Source organism: Tabrizicola sp., assembly GCF_041913445.1.
Lineage (GTDB): Bacteria > Pseudomonadota > Alphaproteobacteria > Rhodobacterales > Rhodobacteraceae > Tabrizicola.
This window is the reverse complement of the sequence record NZ_JAYSFG010000007.1, coordinates 147,345-164,699: the sequence shown is the minus strand read 5'-3', so window position 1 is coordinate 164,699 and position 17,355 is coordinate 147,345. Positions and strand designations below refer to the sequence as shown.

Annotated in this window: 16 protein-coding genes; 11 read left to right on the top strand and 5 right to left on the bottom strand. The window is 65.6% G+C overall.

The genetic code is table 11. From position 1 onward, the window contains the following. Positions 1–187: 187 nt before the first annotated feature. The 5 genes from ACE3Q6_RS10700 (at position 188) to ACE3Q6_RS10680 (ending at position 5,118) form a co-directional block, all read left to right on the top strand. A complete protein-coding gene (locus ACE3Q6_RS10700; protein ID WP_374432000.1) occupies positions 188–1,546 on the top strand; it encodes a 1-acyl-sn-glycerol-3-phosphate acyltransferase in 1,359 nt (452 codons plus the stop codon). A gap of 107 nt (positions 1,547–1,653) precedes the next feature. Continuing rightward, the gene (gene ccrA / locus ACE3Q6_RS10695) at positions 1,654–2,946 is read left to right on the top strand and encodes a crotonyl-CoA carboxylase/reductase (protein WP_374431998.1); all 1,293 of its coding nucleotides are present in this window, start codon (positions 1,654–1,656) and stop codon (positions 2,944–2,946) included. A 117-nt stretch (positions 2,947–3,063) separates the two neighbouring features. Then, positions 3,064–3,252, top strand: coding sequence for a hypothetical protein (locus ACE3Q6_RS10690; protein ID WP_374431995.1), 189 nt, complete (start codon positions 3,064–3,066; stop codon positions 3,250–3,252). Positions 3,253–3,290: 38 nt separating this feature from the next. Continuing rightward, entirely contained in the window at positions 3,291–4,826 is a 1,536-nt protein-coding gene (locus ACE3Q6_RS10685; RefSeq protein WP_374431993.1) for an ATP-dependent RecD-like DNA helicase, read from the top strand. A 55-nt stretch (positions 4,827–4,881) separates the two neighbouring features. Then, positions 4,882–5,118 (top strand): Lrp/AsnC ligand binding domain-containing protein, encoded by a 237-nt coding sequence (locus ACE3Q6_RS10680; protein WP_294977648.1) that lies wholly within the window; start codon positions 4,882–4,884, stop codon positions 5,116–5,118. A 29-nt stretch (positions 5,119–5,147) separates the two neighbouring features. Here ACE3Q6_RS10680 and ACE3Q6_RS10675 read toward each other — a convergent pair whose 3' ends face one another. The 3 genes from ACE3Q6_RS10675 to ACE3Q6_RS10665 all read right to left on the bottom strand — a co-directional run bounded on the left by ACE3Q6_RS10675 (position 5,148) and on the right by ACE3Q6_RS10665 (position 7,417). Continuing rightward, entirely contained in the window at positions 5,148–6,209 is a 1,062-nt protein-coding gene (locus ACE3Q6_RS10675) for a quinone-dependent dihydroorotate dehydrogenase (RefSeq protein ID WP_374431990.1), read from the bottom strand. Then, a complete protein-coding gene (locus ACE3Q6_RS10670; RefSeq protein WP_374431988.1) occupies positions 6,206–6,544 on the bottom strand; it encodes a DUF952 domain-containing protein in 339 nt (112 codons plus the stop codon). The genes ACE3Q6_RS10675 and ACE3Q6_RS10670 overlap by 4 nt, the downstream gene beginning before the upstream one ends. Positions 6,545–6,667: 123 nt before the next feature. After that, the gene (locus ACE3Q6_RS10665; RefSeq protein ID WP_374431986.1) at positions 6,668–7,417 is read right to left on the bottom strand and encodes a hypothetical protein; all 750 of its coding nucleotides are present in this window, start codon (positions 7,415–7,417) and stop codon (positions 6,668–6,670) included. Between the two features lie 217 nt (positions 7,418–7,634). Here ACE3Q6_RS10665 and ACE3Q6_RS10660 point away from each other — a divergent pair, with 217 nt between their 5' ends. Beyond that, positions 7,635–9,134 (top strand): bifunctional UDP-sugar hydrolase/5'-nucleotidase, encoded by a 1,500-nt coding sequence (locus tag ACE3Q6_RS10660; RefSeq protein WP_374431984.1) that lies wholly within the window; start codon positions 7,635–7,637, stop codon positions 9,132–9,134. Between the two features lie 82 nt (positions 9,135–9,216). On the opposite strand, the gene ACE3Q6_RS10655 is transcribed toward ACE3Q6_RS10660, so the two are convergent. Next, positions 9,217–9,567 (bottom strand): VOC family protein, encoded by a 351-nt coding sequence (locus ACE3Q6_RS10655; protein ID WP_374431982.1) that lies wholly within the window; start codon positions 9,565–9,567, stop codon positions 9,217–9,219. Between the two features lie 85 nt (positions 9,568–9,652). Between ACE3Q6_RS10655 and ACE3Q6_RS10650 the strand changes: the two genes are divergently transcribed. Continuing rightward, positions 9,653–10,309 (top strand): SOS response-associated peptidase, encoded by a 657-nt coding sequence (locus ACE3Q6_RS10650; RefSeq protein ID WP_374431980.1) that lies wholly within the window; start codon positions 9,653–9,655, stop codon positions 10,307–10,309. A 2-nt stretch (positions 10,310–10,311) separates the two neighbouring features. Here ACE3Q6_RS10650 and ACE3Q6_RS10645 read toward each other — a convergent pair whose 3' ends face one another. Then, positions 10,312–11,238, bottom strand: coding sequence for a helix-turn-helix domain-containing protein (locus tag ACE3Q6_RS10645; protein ID WP_374431978.1), 927 nt, complete (start codon positions 11,236–11,238; stop codon positions 10,312–10,314). A gap of 185 nt (positions 11,239–11,423) precedes the next feature. Between ACE3Q6_RS10645 and ACE3Q6_RS10640 the strand changes: the two genes are divergently transcribed. From ACE3Q6_RS10640 to ACE3Q6_RS10625, 4 genes are all read left to right on the top strand, one after another. Then, entirely contained in the window at positions 11,424–13,496 is a 2,073-nt protein-coding gene (locus ACE3Q6_RS10640) for an ABC transporter substrate-binding protein (protein WP_374431976.1), read from the top strand. Between the two features lie 86 nt (positions 13,497–13,582). Beyond that, complete coding sequence (locus ACE3Q6_RS10635; RefSeq protein WP_374431974.1) at positions 13,583–14,611, top strand: ABC transporter permease; 1,029 nt, start codon at positions 13,583–13,585, stop codon at positions 14,609–14,611. After that, the gene (locus ACE3Q6_RS10630) at positions 14,608–15,732 is read left to right on the top strand and encodes an ABC transporter permease (protein ID WP_374431971.1); all 1,125 of its coding nucleotides are present in this window, start codon (positions 14,608–14,610) and stop codon (positions 15,730–15,732) included. Before ACE3Q6_RS10635 ends, ACE3Q6_RS10630 begins: the two co-directional genes overlap by 4 nt. A gap of 7 nt (positions 15,733–15,739) precedes the next feature. Beyond that, a complete protein-coding gene (locus ACE3Q6_RS10625) occupies positions 15,740–17,350 on the top strand; it encodes an ABC transporter ATP-binding protein (RefSeq protein ID WP_374431969.1) in 1,611 nt (536 codons plus the stop codon). Positions 17,351–17,355 lie beyond the last annotated feature (5 nt).

Sequence of the window (17,355 nt, the reverse complement as noted above, 5' to 3'; positions counted from 1 at the left end):
GGGGGGCCTCGCGCGTGGGGCGGTTATTTTTTTGGCTTCAGGGTTGGTTTACGGTAAAGATCTTGGGGTTTTCACGCGCGGCGCTGCGCAAACTGCGGTGGAGCGGGGGCCAGCCCCCGCACCCCCGGGATATTTGGGCAAAGATGAAAGCCATTGCTGGAAAAGGGGGATCGGCTAGGGTCGGACCATGTTCGGCACGGTTGCGGTTCCCGTCTGGTTGCTGGTCCTGATCCTGGGCTTTGCCGCGGTCAGCTTTGCGACGCATTTCCTGTTCCCCAGCGTGCGCTGGTTCTTCCGGCGTCGGGCGGAGCGGGCGCTGTCGAGGTTGAACGCGCGGCTCGACCGGAAGATCGACCTTTTCAAGCTGGCCGAGCGGTCGGACATGGTGGCGCGGCTGGCCTATGACCAGCGGGTGGTCGAGGCGGCTATGGCCCATGCGGCTGAGACCGGGGTGCCGGGGGAGGTCGCCTTCGAGGAGGCCCGCCGCTATGCGCGGGAGATCGTGCCGGGGTTTTCGGCGACGGTCTATTTCGGCTTCGGCACGCGGGCGGCGAAGTGGCTTTCCCGCCTTCTGTACCGGGTCCGCGTCGGCAAGGTGGACCAGGCACTGCGGCAGATCGATCCGAAGGCCTCGGTCATCTTCGTGATGAACCACCGGTCGAACCTGGACTATGTGCTGGTCACCTGGCTGGTCGCGGACCGCTCGGCTGTGAGCTACGCGGTGGGTGAATGGGCGCGGGTCTGGCCGCTGAGCGCGCTGATCCGGTCGATGGGGGCCTATTTCATCCGGCGCGGCAGCCGCAATGCGCTCTACCGCAAGGTCCTGGCGCGCTATGTGCAGATGGCGACCGAGGAGGGGACGACGCAGGCGATGTTCCCCGAGGGCGGGCTGAGCCTGGACGGCCGGGTTGGACCGGCGAAGCTGGGGCTGATCAGCTATATCGTGGAGGGCTGGACGCCCCATGCCCGCGATGTGGTCTTCGTGCCGGTTGGGCTGGCTTATGACCGGGTGCTGGAGGACCGGGTCCTGGTCGAGGCGGCGCAGTCTGGCACGCGGCGGTTCCGGAACCGGCCGGTGCTGGTGGCTTGGCACGGGTTGCGCTTCCTGTGGGCGCGGTTCCGGGGACGGACGAAGGGCTTCGGTACGGCCGCGGCCGGGTTCGGGGCGCCGGTGTCGTTGCGGGATCATCTGGCGGCGGGCGGCACGGTGGAAGCCCTGGGCGAGCGGCTGATGGCCGCGATTGCGGCGGTGGTGCCGGTGTTGCCGGTGCCGCTGGTGGCCCGCGCGCTGGGCGATGGGGCAGCGAGCCGCGAGGAGCTGGGCGCGCGGGTGCAGGAGATGGTCGCGCGGCTGTCCGAGGCGGGGGCGGTCCTGAAGCTGCCGCCGGTTGGCGGGGCCTCCGTCCTCGATGAAGGTCTGGAGCCGTTGATCCGGCGCGGGCTGGTCTCGGTGGACCTGAAACCGGTGCCGAAGGAGCGGGCCCTTTTGGACTTCTACGCGGCCTCGGTCCCGGCCGTTGAGGTTTCTGCGCCGCCGCAGACATAAAATTACAAGAAGACCCGATCTGACTATTGCAAAGTTGCGCGCAAGAATATTACTCTTGCTGCAAGGGCGCGGCGATTCTGCGGCGCGGCATCTGTTTGGAGGCTAAGTTGGCTTTGGATACCCAAAACGCACCCGTGATCTACGACGCGCCGAAGAAGGACCTTTATGAGCTGGGCGAGATGCCTCCGCTGGGTCATGTGCCAGCCAAGATGTACGCCTGGGCGATCCGGCGCGAGCGGCATGGCGCTCCGGATGAGTCCTTCCAGGTCGAGGTGGTGGACACCTGGAAGATCGACAGCCACGAAGTGCTGGTCATGGTGATGGCGGCGGGCGTCAACTACAACGGCGTCTGGGCGGGCCTGGGCCAGCCGATCAGCCCCTTCGACGGTCACAAGCAACCGTACCACATCGCCGGATCCGATGCGGCGGGGATCGTCTGGGCGGTGGGCGACAAGGTCAAGCGCTGGAAGGTCGGCGACGAGGTGGTGATCCACTGCAACCAGGACGACGGCGACGACGAGGAGTGCAATGGGGGCGATCCGATGTTCTCTCCGACCCAGCGGATCTGGGGCTACGAGACTCCGGACGGGTCCTTTGCGCAGTTCACCCGCGTCCAGGCGCAACAGCTGATGCCGCGGCCGAAGCACCTGAGCTGGGAGGAATCGGCCTGCTACACGCTGACGCTGGCGACGGCTTACCGGATGCTGTTCGGGCATGAGCCGCATGACCTGAAGCCGGGGCAGAACGTTCTGGTCTGGGGGGCGTCGGGGGGCCTGGGGTCCTATGCGATCCAGCTGATCAATACGGCCGGGGCCAATGCGATCGGGGTCATCAGCGACGAATCGAAGCGCGATTTCGTGCTGGGGCTGGGGGCCAAGGGCGTCATCAACCGCAACGAGTTCAAGTGCTGGGGGCAGTTGCCGACGGTGAACTCGCCCGAATACAACGAGTGGCTCAAGGAGGCGCGGCGCTTCGGCAAGGCGATCTGGGACATCACCGGCAAGGGCGTGAACGTCGACATGGTGTTCGAGCATCCGGGCGAGGCGACCTTCCCGGTGTCCTCGCTCGTCTGCAAGAAGGGCGGCATGGTGGTGATCTGCGCGGGAACCACGGGGTTCAACTGCACTTTCGACGTCCGCTACATGTGGATGCACCAGAAGCGCCTGCAGGGCAGCCACTTCGCGCATCTGAAGCAGGCGGCCAGCGCCAACAAGCTGATGGTGGAACGCCGGCTGGACCCCTGCATGTCCGAAGTCTTCCCCTGGGCGGAAATCCCGCGCGCGCATACGCTGATGTGGAAGAACCAGCACAAGCCCGGCAACATGGCAGTGCTGGTGCAGGCACCGCGGACGGGGTTGCGGACCTTTGAGGACACGCTTGAGGCGAGCAAATTAAGTTAAAGTCAACCTTTAACAACGAATTCACCCATCGCCGGATATCTGTGCTTAAGTGAGTCGCCATCGGGTCCGGCCGTCAGGTCGGTCCCAGGCGGCACAGGTTACTGGCCGAGGGAATTCATGCGCCACGACTGGGTCTTCGACGTCTTGTCGGATCTACTTACCTATGCGACCCAGAACGGCCTGCCGCGGCTGGCAGAGAAGGTGTCCGAAACCATCGACGTGGCCCGGCGGGAGATTGGCGCGGCCGAGGGTGGTCCGGACGAGCCTCCGCAGTCGCCGCCTCCGCAGGGTCGGCAGATGCACTGACCCTACCGCTTGGCGGCGGCACGGGATATGGTCGCAACATGCAGGCCCCCGCGCTGACCTTTTCCGACGACCAGGCCGAGGCCTATGACCGGCTTGCCGCCGCTTTCGTCGGTGCGGGAATAGACCTGGCCGAGGGCGAGTTGAGCCCGATGGCCGAGGGGCGGACCTCGGTCCTTGCCGTGGTGGGCAAGGCGGGGTCGGGCAAGACGATGCTTCTGGCCGAGCTTTACCGGGGTCTCAAGGCGGCGGGCGTCGAAGTGATCTCGGGCGATTACGAGGGGCGCAAGCGCAAGGACCGCCGCACGCTGGCGATCCTTGCGCCCACCAACAAGGCAGCATCGGTCCTGCGGCTGCGGGGGGTTCCGGCGACGACGATCCACCGGATCCTTTACACTCCGGTCTATGATCCGGAATACGAGAAGATCGCCGAATGGCTGGCGGGGACGGGGACTCGGCCGGTTGTGGACAGCCTGGCGATTGCGGGGCTGACCGATCTGGCGCTGGACCGGGCACATGCCTTCTACCAGCAGGTGGCGTCGATCCCGGGGGCCTTGGCGGCGGCCGGGCTGAAGGGCAGCGACTTCATCAAGGGTTGGAAGCGGCGGGAAGAGCCGTTGGACGTGGGCTTCGTCGATGAAAGCTCGATGCTGGATGAGCGCCAGTTCGAGGACCTGCGCGAGATCTTCCCGACTCTGGTCCTGTTCGGCGACCCGGCACAGCTGGCCCCGGTGGGGCAGTCCGGCGAGATGGTCTTCGACAAGCTGTCGGAGGGGCGGAAGCTGATCCTGCATCGCATCCACCGCCAGACGCAGGACAACCCGATACTCGACCTCGCCCACGCCCTGTCGGACGACCGCCTGGGGTTCGAGGAGTTCGAGCGGATGGTCGAGGCGACCGCGCGGAAGGATGACCGCGTGGTCTGGGCCGAGCGCGTCGAGGCGGCACTGATGGCGCGGTCTCCGGTCCTGGTCTGGCGCAACGCGACGCGGGTGCGACTGATCCAGGCGTTCCGGGGGGCCTATGGCGCGCCCGAGGACCAGCTCTTGCCGGGAGAGCCGCTGATCTGCGACGGGATCGAGCTGCCGCTGAAGCACCGGAAGAAGCGGATCGACCTGGAGGCGCGGGGGCTGATCAAGGGCGCGCAGGTGATCTACCTGGGCGAGGGGAACCGAGAGGGGTTTGCCAAGCTGCATGTGGTGGGGGCGGAGGAGCCTCAGGTCAGCGCGGCGAGCATCATCAAGATCGAGAAGCCGGACGAGGAAGAGCCATTCATACCGCATGCGGCGCGGATGGGGGCGGCCTTCCTGCACGGGGCAGCGGTCACGATCCACAAGGCGCAAGGCAGCCAGTGGGACGAAGTGCAGGTCTTCGCGCCGGATCTTTATGCGGCCGCCCAGTCCGGGCGCAGCGAGGCGGGGGTGCCCTTGTGGAAGCGGCTGGCCTATGTGGCGATCACGCGGGCGCAGACGCGGCTTTACTGGGTGGTGCGCAACCGGCTTGCGCGGCCGTCGGGTCCGCTGTCGATCGACGACCTGAAGCGCGAGCCGGCACCCCTGGCGCTGGGCGAGGAGTGAGGCTTTTCCTTCCCCGCCGGGCGGGCTAGGATTTGCCCCAAGAATGGAGGCCCCGATGGCTTTGGTTTTCGTCCAGTTCCGCTGCACCCCCGGCCAGACCTATGAGGTGGCCAATGCGATCTGGGACCGCGAGGTGGTGAGCGAGCTTTATTCCACCAGCGGCGATTACGACCTGATCGCCAAGGTCTACATCCCCGAGGGAGAGGACACCGGGCACTACCTGTCGTCGCGGCTGTTCGACATTCCGGGCATCCAGCGGACGCTGACCACGATGACATTCAAGGCGTTCTGAGGCGCCGGATTTTCAGCCAGTAAGAAGGCCTAGAGCCAGTCGCCGCGGCCCGTGCCCACGGCGAGCGAGACACTGGCATAGCCGTCGCGGGCCAGAAGCGTGTCCAGTCCGCGGGCAATCTCGGGGATGATCGAAAGGCCGCCGTAGACCATCGCAGTGTAAAGCTGCACCGCCGAGGCGCCGGCGCGGATCTTCTGGTAGGCCTGTTCGGCGGTGGAGACCCCGCCGACCCCGATCAGCGGCAAAAGGCCGTGGGTGAGCTGGGACAGTTGCGCCAGCACGCGGGTGGACTTTTCGAACAACGGCGCGCCGGAAAGACCCCCAGCCTGGTCACGATTTACAGATTTCAAACCTTCCCGGCTGATGGTCGTGTTCGTCGTGATGATCCCCGAGATGCGGGTGGACAGGGCCACCTCGACGATGTCCTCGAGGTCGGCGCGGGTCAGGTCGGGGGCGATCTTCAGGAACACCGGGATCGGACGGGGCAGGGTGGCGCGCGCCTCCATCACCTGGCGCAGAAGCTCGGCCAGGGCGGCGCGGCCCTGGAGGTCGCGCAGGCGCTCGGTGTTCGGAGAGCTGACATTGACGGTGGCGAAATCGACATGGGGGCCACAGTGGGCCAGTACCGTGGCGAAATCGGCGGCGCGGTTCTGGGCTGTCTTGTTGGCGCCGAGGTTCAGCCCGACGGGCACCGGACCGGGGGTGCGGGCGGCCAGGCGGGTACCGATCGCCTCCATCCCCTGGTTGTTGAAGCCGAAGCGGTTGATCGCCGCGCGGTCCTCGGTCAGGCGAAAGAGGCGCGGCTTCTCGTTGCCGGGCTGGGGCAGAGGCGTTGCCGCGCCGACCTCGATGAAGCCGAAACCCGCGCGGGAGAGGGGCGCGACGGCCTCGGCATTCTTGTCATAGCCGGCCGCAAGCCCGACCGGGTTCAGCAGCGGCATCCCGGCAAGCGTGGTATGGAGCCGGGGCAGGTCGACGGGACCCGGCAGTGGGGCCAGGCCTGTCCGCAGCGCGAGAAGCGACAAACCGTGCGCGCGTTCCGGGTCGAGACGGTGCAGAAGCGACAGCCCCAGACGTTCGAGTGTGCTCACCAGAGGCCCTCGGGGAAGATGTGGCCGGTGGCACCCAGCGGCAGGGACTTGTCCCAGACGACTTCCTCGATCCGCAGCGGCCGGTAGAGATGCGGGAAAAGCTGCCCGCCGCGTGAGGGTTCCCATTTCAGCTCGGGCCCGAGCTTGTCGGGGTCGGAAGCCACGAGGACGAGGTCGCTTTCCGTAGCGAACCATTTGGCGGCGGTTTCGGCCACCTGGGCGGCGGTCGAGAAATGGATGTAGCCGTCTGCAAGGTCGATGGGAGCGCCCTGGGTCACTCCAGCCGCGCGGAACGCATCCCATTCGGGGCGTCGGAAGATCTTGAGGATCAACATGGGGGCCGAATAGCGAAGGACGGATCAACTGGCAATGGTCTGGCGCGCCCGGGCCGGGTTGAGGGGCAGAAATGAAAGCGGCGCGCCAGACAGGCGCGCCGGATCGCTGCAGACAGGAGCGGGTTACTTGTTGCCCTTCCCGTAACCGTTGCCGTTTCCGTTGCCGTTTCCGTTGCCGTTGCCGTTGCCGTTGCCGTTGCCGTTGGCGTTTGCGTTGCCGGTCCCGTTTCCGGCTTCGCCGCTGGTGGCCGGGTTGCTGGAATCAACGCCGCCCGCATCATTGCCGTGGCCGTTGTCGTCGTGCGTCCCGTTCTGGTTGCCCTGGGCGGGATTGCTGCTGTCGAACTTGCCAGGGTCGTTGCCGTGACCGTTGTTGCCGTCACCTTCGGCCGGTGCTTCCGGTGCCGGCGCGGGGGTAGGCTGGGGCGCAGGTGCAGAAACGACCTCGGGCTCGGGCGTCGGCTCGGGCGTCGGCTCCGGCGTCGGTTCGGGAGTGGGCTCCACGACGGGTGCGGGTTCCGGCGTCGGCTCGGGAGTGGGCTCCACGACGGGTGCGGGTTCCGGCGTCGGCTCGGAAGTGGGCTCCGCGACGGGCACGGGAACGGGTTCCGGCTGCGGCTCTGACGCGGTTTCGAGGACGGGTTGCGGTTGGGGTTGTGTAAGCACCGGCTTGGGAATGACGACGCCCTTGGCCGGTTGGACCACGGTCGGTGCGCTTCTTTCAGCCGCAATTCCCGAGCAGTTCGGGCGCACGTAGCGCGTGACCGTCAGGTTGCGGATTTCGAAATATTCGCAAGGCTGAGGGGCGTTTGTTTCGGCGTTTGCACTCGATGCACTCATTACGAAAGTAAATGCAAGCAGAAGTTGTTTCATTTGCTAGCCCTTTCGAAGCTTGGGCTATGCTTTTGGATACTGAACGCGACTTTCGATAGTTCCGAACAAGGTCAACAGATGATTAATATATGTTATTTTTTAGATGCACTCACCACAGGTTGTATCCGGGCGGACGCGGGGCACAGGCGTCGGAATTTTTTGACCTGAGCGCCACTTGGGCGCAGTCTGGAGCTTTCAGCATGACAGGAGACTCGCGATGCAGATGATTTCGAGAGTGGCGATCCTTGCGGCCCTGATGGCCCCCGCGGCGCAGGCAGAGACGGTGAAGTTGACACTTCTGGGCGTGGGCGATGTGTACAACTTCGAGGAAGAGGATGGACGCGGCGGGTTTGCCCGGCTGAATGCCGTGGCCAAGGCCGAGCGTGCGGCGAACCCCAACACGCTTTATCTGTTCAACGGGGACATGCTGTCGCCCTCGCTGGCTTCGGGCTTTGACCAGGGCCAGAACACCATCGACTTCACCAACCTGGTGCCCTTCGACCTGGCGGTGCCGGGCAACCACGAGTTCGACTTCGGGCCGGAGAACTTCCTCGAGAAGATGAAGGCGTCGAAATATCCCTGGGCGGCGATCAACATCACCAATGGCGACGGGTCGGCCATCGAGGGGCTGGGCGGCGTGATGGTGAAGGAAGTGGGCGGCCTGAAGGTGGCGCTGATCCCGGTGGCGCAGGACACCTCGCCAGAGGTGTCGTCGACGGGCAGCCTGAAGTTCCTGCCTACGGTGGAGACGGGCGTCGCCGCGGCCGAGAAGGCACGGGAAGAGGGGGCGGACCTGGTCGTCGGCGTGGTGCAGACCAACATGGAGAACGACCGGGCGCTGATGGCCAGCGGGGCGTTCGATGTGATCCTGTCGGGCGACGACCATTCCTATGCGACGGCCTATGACGGCCGGACGGCCTATGTGGAAACCAGCATCGACGGGCAGTTCCTGTCTCCGGTCGATCTGACGGTCGAGGTGACGACGACCGATGACGGCAAGCGCGAGATTTCCTGGGTCCCGGGCTTCCGCTTCATCGACACGGCGACGGTGACGCCGGACCCGGAGTCGGTGGCGATGGCCGATGCCCTGCGTGCGACGATGGACCAGAACCTGAATGTCGAGATCGGGACGGTCGAAGCCCCCCTGGACAGCCGCCGGAACGTGGTGCGGGCCGAGGAAGCCACGATGGGCAACCTGATCGCCGACGCGATGCGGGATGCGACGGGGGCGGATATCGCGATCATGAACGGGGGCGGCATCCGGGGCGACACGACCTATGAGACGGGGCGCAAGCTGACGCGGCGCGACATCCTGACCGAACTGCCCTTCGGCAACGTGACGGTGGTGACAGAGCTGCCAGGAAGCCAGGTGCTGCTGGCCCTGGAGAACGGGGTGAGCCAGGTCGAGAAGGGTGCAGGACGCTTCGCACAGGTATCGGGGCTGACCTACGCGTTTGATGCCTCGGCCCCGGCTGGGTCGCGGGTCAGCGAAGTGATGGTCGGCGGCGCGCCCCTGGAGGCCGACAAGCTCTACAAGGTGGCGGTCAACGACTACATCCTTGGCGGCGGGGACGGCTATGATGCGCTGGGCGGCGGGCGGATCGTGACGGACGGGCCGACGGGGCAGCTCGTCGCCAACGACGTGATGGCCTATGTCGAGAAGCTGGGGACGGTGAACCTGGCGGTAGAGGGCCGGATCAAGAAGCTGGGGCAGTAGCCCCCGGGGGCGCGGCACCTTGCTTTCTTGGGTCGCTCTTCGCTGGGCGGCCGAGAAGAAGCCGAAGGCGCAGGACGAGGTGTCAGCGGATGAGGCTGTGGAGCGCGAGGTCGCGGCCTTCGTCGTCCTTGAAGAAGGCCATCCATTCCTCGGCCCCGTCGGGGTGCTTGTGGATCATATGCGGGGCGCCGGTCATGCTGGCGCCCTTTTCCGTCAGGTCGGCATGGGAAGCGGCAATGTCGGAGGTCCTGAGATAGAGGATGTCCGCCTCCTCGCGCCGGCCGGTTTCCCGCAGCATCAGGCGCGTTCCGCCCAGGTCGAAGAAGGCGAGGCCGGGGAAGGCGTAAAGTTCGGGGATGCCAAGTGTCTCGCGCCAGAAGCGGCGGGCGCGGTCCAGGTTTTCCACGCGGCGGGCGATCTGGGACAGGGACATGGCCAATCCTCCTGACGGGAGCATAGCGCTGCAGTGAAGGCCGGTCAGCCTTGGTCTTTGCGCTGCCATCGCCTATCTTTCCCGCATGTGCGGACGCTTCACCATCACCCACCCCAACGAGGCGCTGGCGGCGCTGTTCGATGCCGTGGCCGGGAATGACCTGCCGCAGGGGCCGAACTTCAACGTCTGTCCGACCAATCCGGTTGCGGTGGTGACATCGGAGGGCGGCGTGCGGCGGCTGCGGACCATGCGCTGGGGGTTCATCCCGTCCTGGTACAAGGCGCCGAACGACGGGCCGCTGATCATCAACGCGCGGTCAGACACCGTGGCGACGAAGCCCGCCTTCAAGGCGGCGATCCGGGAGCGGCGTTGCATCGTCCCGGCCTCGGGCTTCTACGAATGGAACGAGGGCGAGGACGGCAAGCGCCAGCCCTGGTATTTCACCCGCAGCGATGGGCAGCCGATGGCCCTGGCTGGCGTCTGGCAGCGCTGGGGGGACATGGACACCGTGGCGATCGTCTCGACCGAAGCGGGACCGGGGATGGCGCAGATCCATCACCGCGAACCGGTCATCCTGGAGCGCGCGGACTGGCCCTTGTGGCTGGGCGAGGCGGGACATGGCGCGGCGGTGCTGATGAAACCCGTGCCCGAGGGGGTGATGAGCCGCCCGTTCCGGGTGGGCGTCGCGGTCAATTCCAACCGGGCGTCCGGCCCAGGGCTGATCGAGCCGGTGGCCGCCTGACCTCAGTGCAGGTCCATCCGGACGTAGTGCTGGCGCAGCGCGGCGGGCGGCATGCCGTAGCCTGCGCGGAACTGGGCGTAGAACTGGGTCATCGAGGAGAAGCCGCACTGCTCGGCCACGGCAGAGATGGCGGTCGAGCTTTCCACCAGAAGCGCCCGCGCCCGCATCAGCCGCATCCGGTTGATGAACTGCTTCAACGGGACCTGCATGGTCTTGGAAAAGAGCGAGAGCGCGTAGTTTTCGTGCAGGCCGGTGACGGCGGTGACCTGCGCGTTGAGCAGGGGCTTGTCCAGGTTTTCCAGCACGAAGCGGACCATCGCGATGACGTGTCGGACATGGGCGGACCCAAGGCTGCGGTCTTGGGCGATTTCGTGCTGGGGCGGCCTCAGGAAGTCGAAGCCGGTGATGGCGGCGCGACGCAGAAGGGCGTTGAGCTCCATCTTCACGATCTCGGCCCGTTCGAAATCGCCGGATCGGTAGTCGGCATACCAGCGCTGCATCTGCGTCTCGTCGCAAAGCGATTGGGGCAGGACGATCATCCCGCGGCCGATCAGGGCAACCTGCAGCGACATGATGTGGCGCATCTGAAGGAAGCTGTCGAGCGGAAGGTAGATGTTTGCAAGCCGCATCGGCGCATCGCCCAGGGGCGTGATCCCGGTCAGCTGGTGCGGCACCCCGGCCCAGAACAGGACCAGCCGCCCCTCGGGCACCGTCAGGCTGGTGCCGTCAAAGTCGTAGTCCATCCGGAAATTCATCGCGAAGTTCAACTCGACATGGCCGTGCCAGTGCGGCAGCGGCATGAGCTCGGGCTCGAAGATGCGGATGCCGAAGCGGCCGAAGGCGCGGTTGCGCGAATAGAAGTGCCGGTCGTGGTTCGGCACCGGCATCGGATTGCGGCGCGAGCGCGTGCGGACCGGGGCGTCGTCCATGGCATCCTTTCCAGCAATCTTAGAAAACCGGAAAACTATCTGACAAAGTGATATTGCTGGAATCCCCGGCCTTCCGCAACCTTCCCTTGTGCCGGCCCGTGGGGGAGGAGGTCCGCCCGGACCGGCCAGGGCGAAACCGCGGGGCATCAGAGCCCCGATAACAAGTGTTGGCCAAGGGAGGAGACATGACGTTCCAGGTCCGGCGCGCCGCTGTGGCGGCGCTGCTTTTGGGTGTATCTGCGGGGGCAGTGCAGGCTGAGATGGCCGCACCCACGGCCCCGCCAGAACCGCCGAAGTTCGAGGCGCAGACCGAACCGGTCTACGTGAACCGCTCGGACATCTTCGAGTTCAAGGCCCTGCCGGCCTATTCCGAACCGGCCTGGGTCACGGCCTTCGTCGATGCGGGCAAGCTTCCTCCGGTGGCCGAACGCCTGCCGAAGGAGCCGCTTGTCTACAAGACAGCCAACATGCCCGACGGCCCCGGCGTCTATGGCGACGTGATGCGCCATGTGATCGGCGGGCGGCCCGAGGGCTGGAACTTCTGGGCCGGGCAAAGCTATGGCTGGGGCGGGATCGACATCGGCCTCGTCGAATGCCTGACGCGGACCGGCCCGCTCTTCACCGTGAACTCCGAGGACCTGCAGCCCCTGCCGAACCTGGCGAAGAGCTGGGAATGGTCCGAGGATGGGAAGACCCTTACGGTCAAGCTGATCGAGGGCGCAAAGTGGTCGGACGGCGACCCGTTCGACACCGAGGACATCGAGTTCTACTGGAACGATGTCATCATGGACGAGAACGTCACCCCGCTGATGGGGGCAAGCCCTGCGACCTACAACAACGCGACCTATGCGACGGTCGATCCCTATACCTTCACCCTGACCTTCGCCGAGCCGTTCCCGGAGCAGGTCCTTTACGCGATGGCCTATGGCAACTTCTGCCCCGGCCCGAGCCATGTGCTGAAGCCGAAGCACCCGAAGCACGGTGGCGAAAGCTATGAGGCCTTCCTGAACGCCTTCCCGTCGGATTACATGAACTTCCCGACGATGGGAGCCTGGGTCGTGGTGGAACACCGCCCCGACGACATCGTGGTGAAGCGCCGCAACCCCTACTACTGGAAGGTCGACGAGACCGGCCAGCAGCTGCCCTATCTGGACGAGATGCACTTCCGTCTGTCCACCTGGGGTGACCGCGACGTGCAGGCGGTGGCGGGGACGGGCGACTTCTCGAACCTGGAACAGCCGGAAAACTATGTCGAAAGCCTGAAGAAGGCCGCCGATCCGGCAAGCCCGGCGCGTCTGGCATTCGGGCCGCGGTCCATCGGCTATCAGCTCTTCTTCAACCAGTCGGCGAACGGCTGGGGTGAGCCTGATGCCCGGGCGCAGGCGGTGCGCGAACTGAACCGGAACCTCGATTTCCGCAAGGCCGTGACCTACGCGCTGGATCGGCAGCGGCTGGGCGACAGCCTGGTGAAGGGGCCGTTCACGGCGCCTTATGCCGGGGGTCTTCTGACCTCGACCAGCTTCTACGATCCGGCTTCCACCGTGTTCTATCCGTTTGACGTGGCCAGCGCGAAAGAGGCTCTGGCGGCTGCAGGGCTGACGGACACAGACGGGAACGGCGTGGTCAACCTGGCGTCGGGCGAGGACCTGACCGTGACGCTGCTGGTGAACTCGGACTATGCCACGGACGGCAACCTGGCCGAGGGCGTGGTGGCGATGATGGCCGATGTGGGCATCAAGGTCACGCTCAACAGCCTGACGGGCAAGGACTTCGACAATGCCCGTGACGCTGGTGCCTGGGACTGGCTGGTGCTGCGCAACAACCAGGAGTACGTCTCGGCGGTCCAGGGCACGGCGAACCTCGCGCCCATCGGGCCGATGACGGCGGTCTGGCATCGTGCCAACGGTGCGGGCGAGATGGATCTGCAGCCCTATGAGCAACAGCTTGTGGATGCGATCAAGGCCTTCATCGGCACCCGCGACCCGGCCGCCCGGATCGAGGCGATGAAGACCTGGCAGAAGGTGTTCACCGAGAACGTGACGGCCGCCGGCCTGACCGCCTATCCCGGTGCGCTGATCATCAACAAGCGCTTCGCCAACATCCCGGCGGGGGCTCCGATCTTCATGTACAACTGGGCCGAGGACAACATCATCCGGGAACGGGTGTATGTGCCGGCGGACCAGCAGATCGGTGCGGAGCTGCATCCGCAGACCCTGCCGGGGGCTCCGGGTTCGCCCGGGCCGATCACGGCGAACTGACGGGTTTCCTCCCGATGTCCGGGGGCGGCAGAAGACCGCCGCCCCCGGACGCCTTTCCTTCCCCCTTCCTTGGCAGGTGACCCGCGATGCTGGGCTTTCTTGGCGTCCGCCTGATGCAATCGGTGCCGGTCCTGATCGTGATGAGCTTCATCACCTTCATGATCATCCAGGCCCCGCCGGGCGACTATGCCGACTTCATCCGCACCAACATGATCGTCCAGGGTGGGGCAACGCCCGAGGCCGCGACGGCCGCGGCGGAAGAATACCGCGAGCGCAACGGGCTGAACGATCCGCTGCTTCTGCAGTATGTCTGGTGGATCTGGGGTATCGTCAGCGAAGGCGATTTCGGCCAGTCCTATGCCTACAACAAGCCGGTGGCCGATATCCTGGCGCAGCGGCTGCCGCCGACCATCGCCATCGCGCTGGTCTGCCATCTGCTGGCGACACTGATCGGCATCGGCTTCGGCATCCTGGCCGCGACGCGGCAATACACCTGGGTCGACACGGTGCTGTCCTTCGTCAGCTTCATGGGCATGACCATCCCGCGCTTCCTGCTGGCCCTGATCATCCTCTACATCCTGGTCTTCCAGTTGAACGTGCAGGAGATCGGGTCGTTCTATTCCAGCCGCTACGGCGGGCAGCCGTACTGGGAGGGCTTTCTAGACTTCAACTGGGGCAAGCTCTGGAACCTGATCCAGCATGTCTGGCCGGTGATCGCCGTCGCGGCCTTCGGGGGCCTTGCCTACAACATGCGGGTGATGCGGGCGAACCTTCTGGACACACTGAACGCGCAATACATCGAGACGGCGCGGGCCAAGGGTCTGGGCGAAGGTGCGGTGATCATGCGCCACGCGGTGCCGAACGCGCTGCATCCGCTGGTGGCCTATCAGGGCGTGGTCCTGCCCTACATGCTGACCGGCGAGATCGAGGTGGCCATCGTCTTCGGTCTTGCCACCATCGGCCCGGCCATCGTGGGGTCGATGGCGATCGGCGATGTCTATGTCACCGCGACACTGATGCTGGTTCTTGGCGCCACGCTCATCATCGGCAACATCATCGCCGACCTCCTCTTGGCGGTTCTTGACCCGCGCATCCGGGTGGGGAGCGACAAATGACGCTGGTCCACGAAGGCGAAGCCGCGGACGGCCGGATTTCCACGGTCTCCACCACATCGCAAAGCTACCGGGCGCTGGTCTGGCGGCGGTTCCGCAAGTCGGTGCCGGGGATGCTGGGGCTGGTGCTGGTGTCGCTCCTGTTCCTCATGTCGATCTTCGCCGAGTTCTTCTCGCCGCAGAACCCGAACGCCAACGGCGCCTCTTTTGCGCCGCCGGACAAGATCAGCTTCTACACCAAGGAGGGCTTCACCCTCTGGCCGGTGGTCTATGCGATCACCGAAAGCGAGGAGCTGGACCCGATCACCTTCCAGCCGCTGATGGGACCGGACCTCGACAACCCGCGGCCGCTGGCGTTCTTCGTGGATGGGTGGGAGTACAAGTTCCTGGGGCTCATTCCGATGAACACGCATTTCATCGGGCTTAGCGACGGTACGCCCCTGCGGCTTCTGGGGACCGACAAGCTGGGTCGGGATGTCTTCAGCCGGGGGGTCATGGGGAGCCGGATCAGCCTGATCATCGCGCTGACCTCGATCACACTGATCACCATTGCAGGCACGCTCTTGGGCATCACCTCGGGCTATATCGGCGGCCGGTTCGACATGTGGTTCCAGCGGTTCGTGGAAATCGTGCTCGCCTTCCCGCAGCTGCCCTTGTACCTGACGCTGACCACGCTGATCCCGGTCACGGCACCATCCCCGGTCTTCATCGGCTTCGTCATCCTGGTGATCGCGGGCCTGGGCTGGGCGCAGCTGTCGCGCGAGGTTCGGTCGAAGACCATGGCGATGGCGCGGGTGGATTATGTCCGCGCGGCGCAGGCGGTGGGGGCCTCGGACACGCGGATCGTCACGCGGCACATCCTGCCCAATGTGATGAGCCATGTGATCGTGTCGATCACGCTGGGCATCCCGGCCATCGTGCTGCTGGAGAGCTTCCTTGGCTACCTCGGCTTCGCGGTGAAGCCGCCGCTGATCTCCTGGGGCCTGATGCTGCAGGATGCGTCGACCTTCTCGGTGATCGGGTCCTACCCGTGGATCCTGTCACCGGTGGGCTTCATCCTGCTGGCCGTCTTCGCCTTCAACGCGCTGGGCGATGGCCTGCGCGACGCCATCGATCCGTATTGAGGCCGCCATGAGCGACATCGTCATCGAAGCCCGCAGGATCGGCGTCACCTTCCAGGTGGACGGGGGCAGCATCGAGGCGGTGAAGGACGTTTCCTTCACGCTTAAGAAGGGCCAGACCATCGCGCTGGTGGGCGAGTCGGGCAGCGGCAAGTCCGTGACGGCGCGGGCGGTGATGCGGCTTCTGTCGAAGCGAGCGCGGGTCAGCCCGCAGACCGAAATCCTTTATGCCGGGCGCAACATGGCGCAGCTCTCGCCGCGCGAGATGCGGGGGCTGCGCGGCAACCGGCTGTCGATGATCTTCCAGGAGCCGATGTCGTCCCTGAACCCGGTCTACACCATCGGCAGCCAGATCGCCGAGGTCCTACGCATCCATAACCGGATCTCGAAGGCCGAGGCGATGGCAAAGGCGCTAGCCTTGCTGCGCGACGTCCAGATCCCCGAACCCGAGGCGCGGCTGAACCAGTATCCGCACCAGCTTTCGGGCGGGCAGCGCCAGCGGGTGATGATCGCGATGGCGCTGGCGAACAACCCCGACGTCCTGATCGCGGACGAACCCACGACGGCGCTCGACGTCACGGTGCAGGCCGAGATACTGAACCTGATCAAGGCGCTGAAGGACAGGACGGGTCTTGCGGTGATCCTGATCACCCATGACCTGACCGTGGTCCGCCAGTTCGCAGACCATGTCTACGTCATGCAGCACGGCGAGGTGCGCGAGGACGGGCCGACTGAAACAATCTTCACCGCCCCACGGCATCCCTATACCAAGCGCTTGCTGGGGTCCGAGCCGCAGGGTCGTGCCGATCCGGCACAGGTCGGGACCGAGACGGTGCTTGAGGGCCGCAACATCCGTGTCACCTACAACCTGCGCAAGGGCGGGGCTTTCCGGGGCACCTGGTCGAAGCTGCAGGCGGTGGACGGGTTGACGCTGGCCCTGAAGCGGGGCGAGACGCTGGGGCTCGTGGGCGAAAGCGGCAGCGGCAAGACGACCTTCGGCCAGGCGCTTCTGCGGCTGAACAATCTGACCGAAGGCGAGGTGGAGTTCCTGGGCCACCGGATCGACGGGCTCGACCGGCGCGGCATGAACCCCTTCCGCAAGCGGATGCAGATCGTATTCCAGGACCCCTTTGCCAGCCTCAACCCCCGGATGTCGGTTCGTCAGATCATCGAGGAGGGGCTGATCGTCAACGGTCTGGGCCGGACCCGCGCCGACCGCGAGGAGCGGGTCAAGCAGGCGCTGCGCGATGCAGGGCTGCCGGACAATATCCTGTCGCGCTTTCCGCATGAATTCTCCGGCGGCCAGCGCCAGCGGCTTGCCATCGCCCGCGCCATCGCGCTGGAGCCGGAGTTCATCCTGCTGGACGAGCCGACCTCGGCTTTGGACCTCTCCGTCCAGGCCCAGATCATCGAGCTCCTCCGCAAGCTCCAGCGCGAGAAGGGGTTGAGCTACCTCTTCATCAGCCACGACCTGAAGGTGGTCCGCGCGCTCTGCCATCGGGTCATCGTCATGCAGAACGGCCGGATCGTGGAGCAGGGCCCGGTGGAGCAAGTGCTTGAGAACCCGACCACCGATTACACCCGTCGCCTTGTGAAGGCGGCTTTCGAAATTGCAGCCTAAAGGAA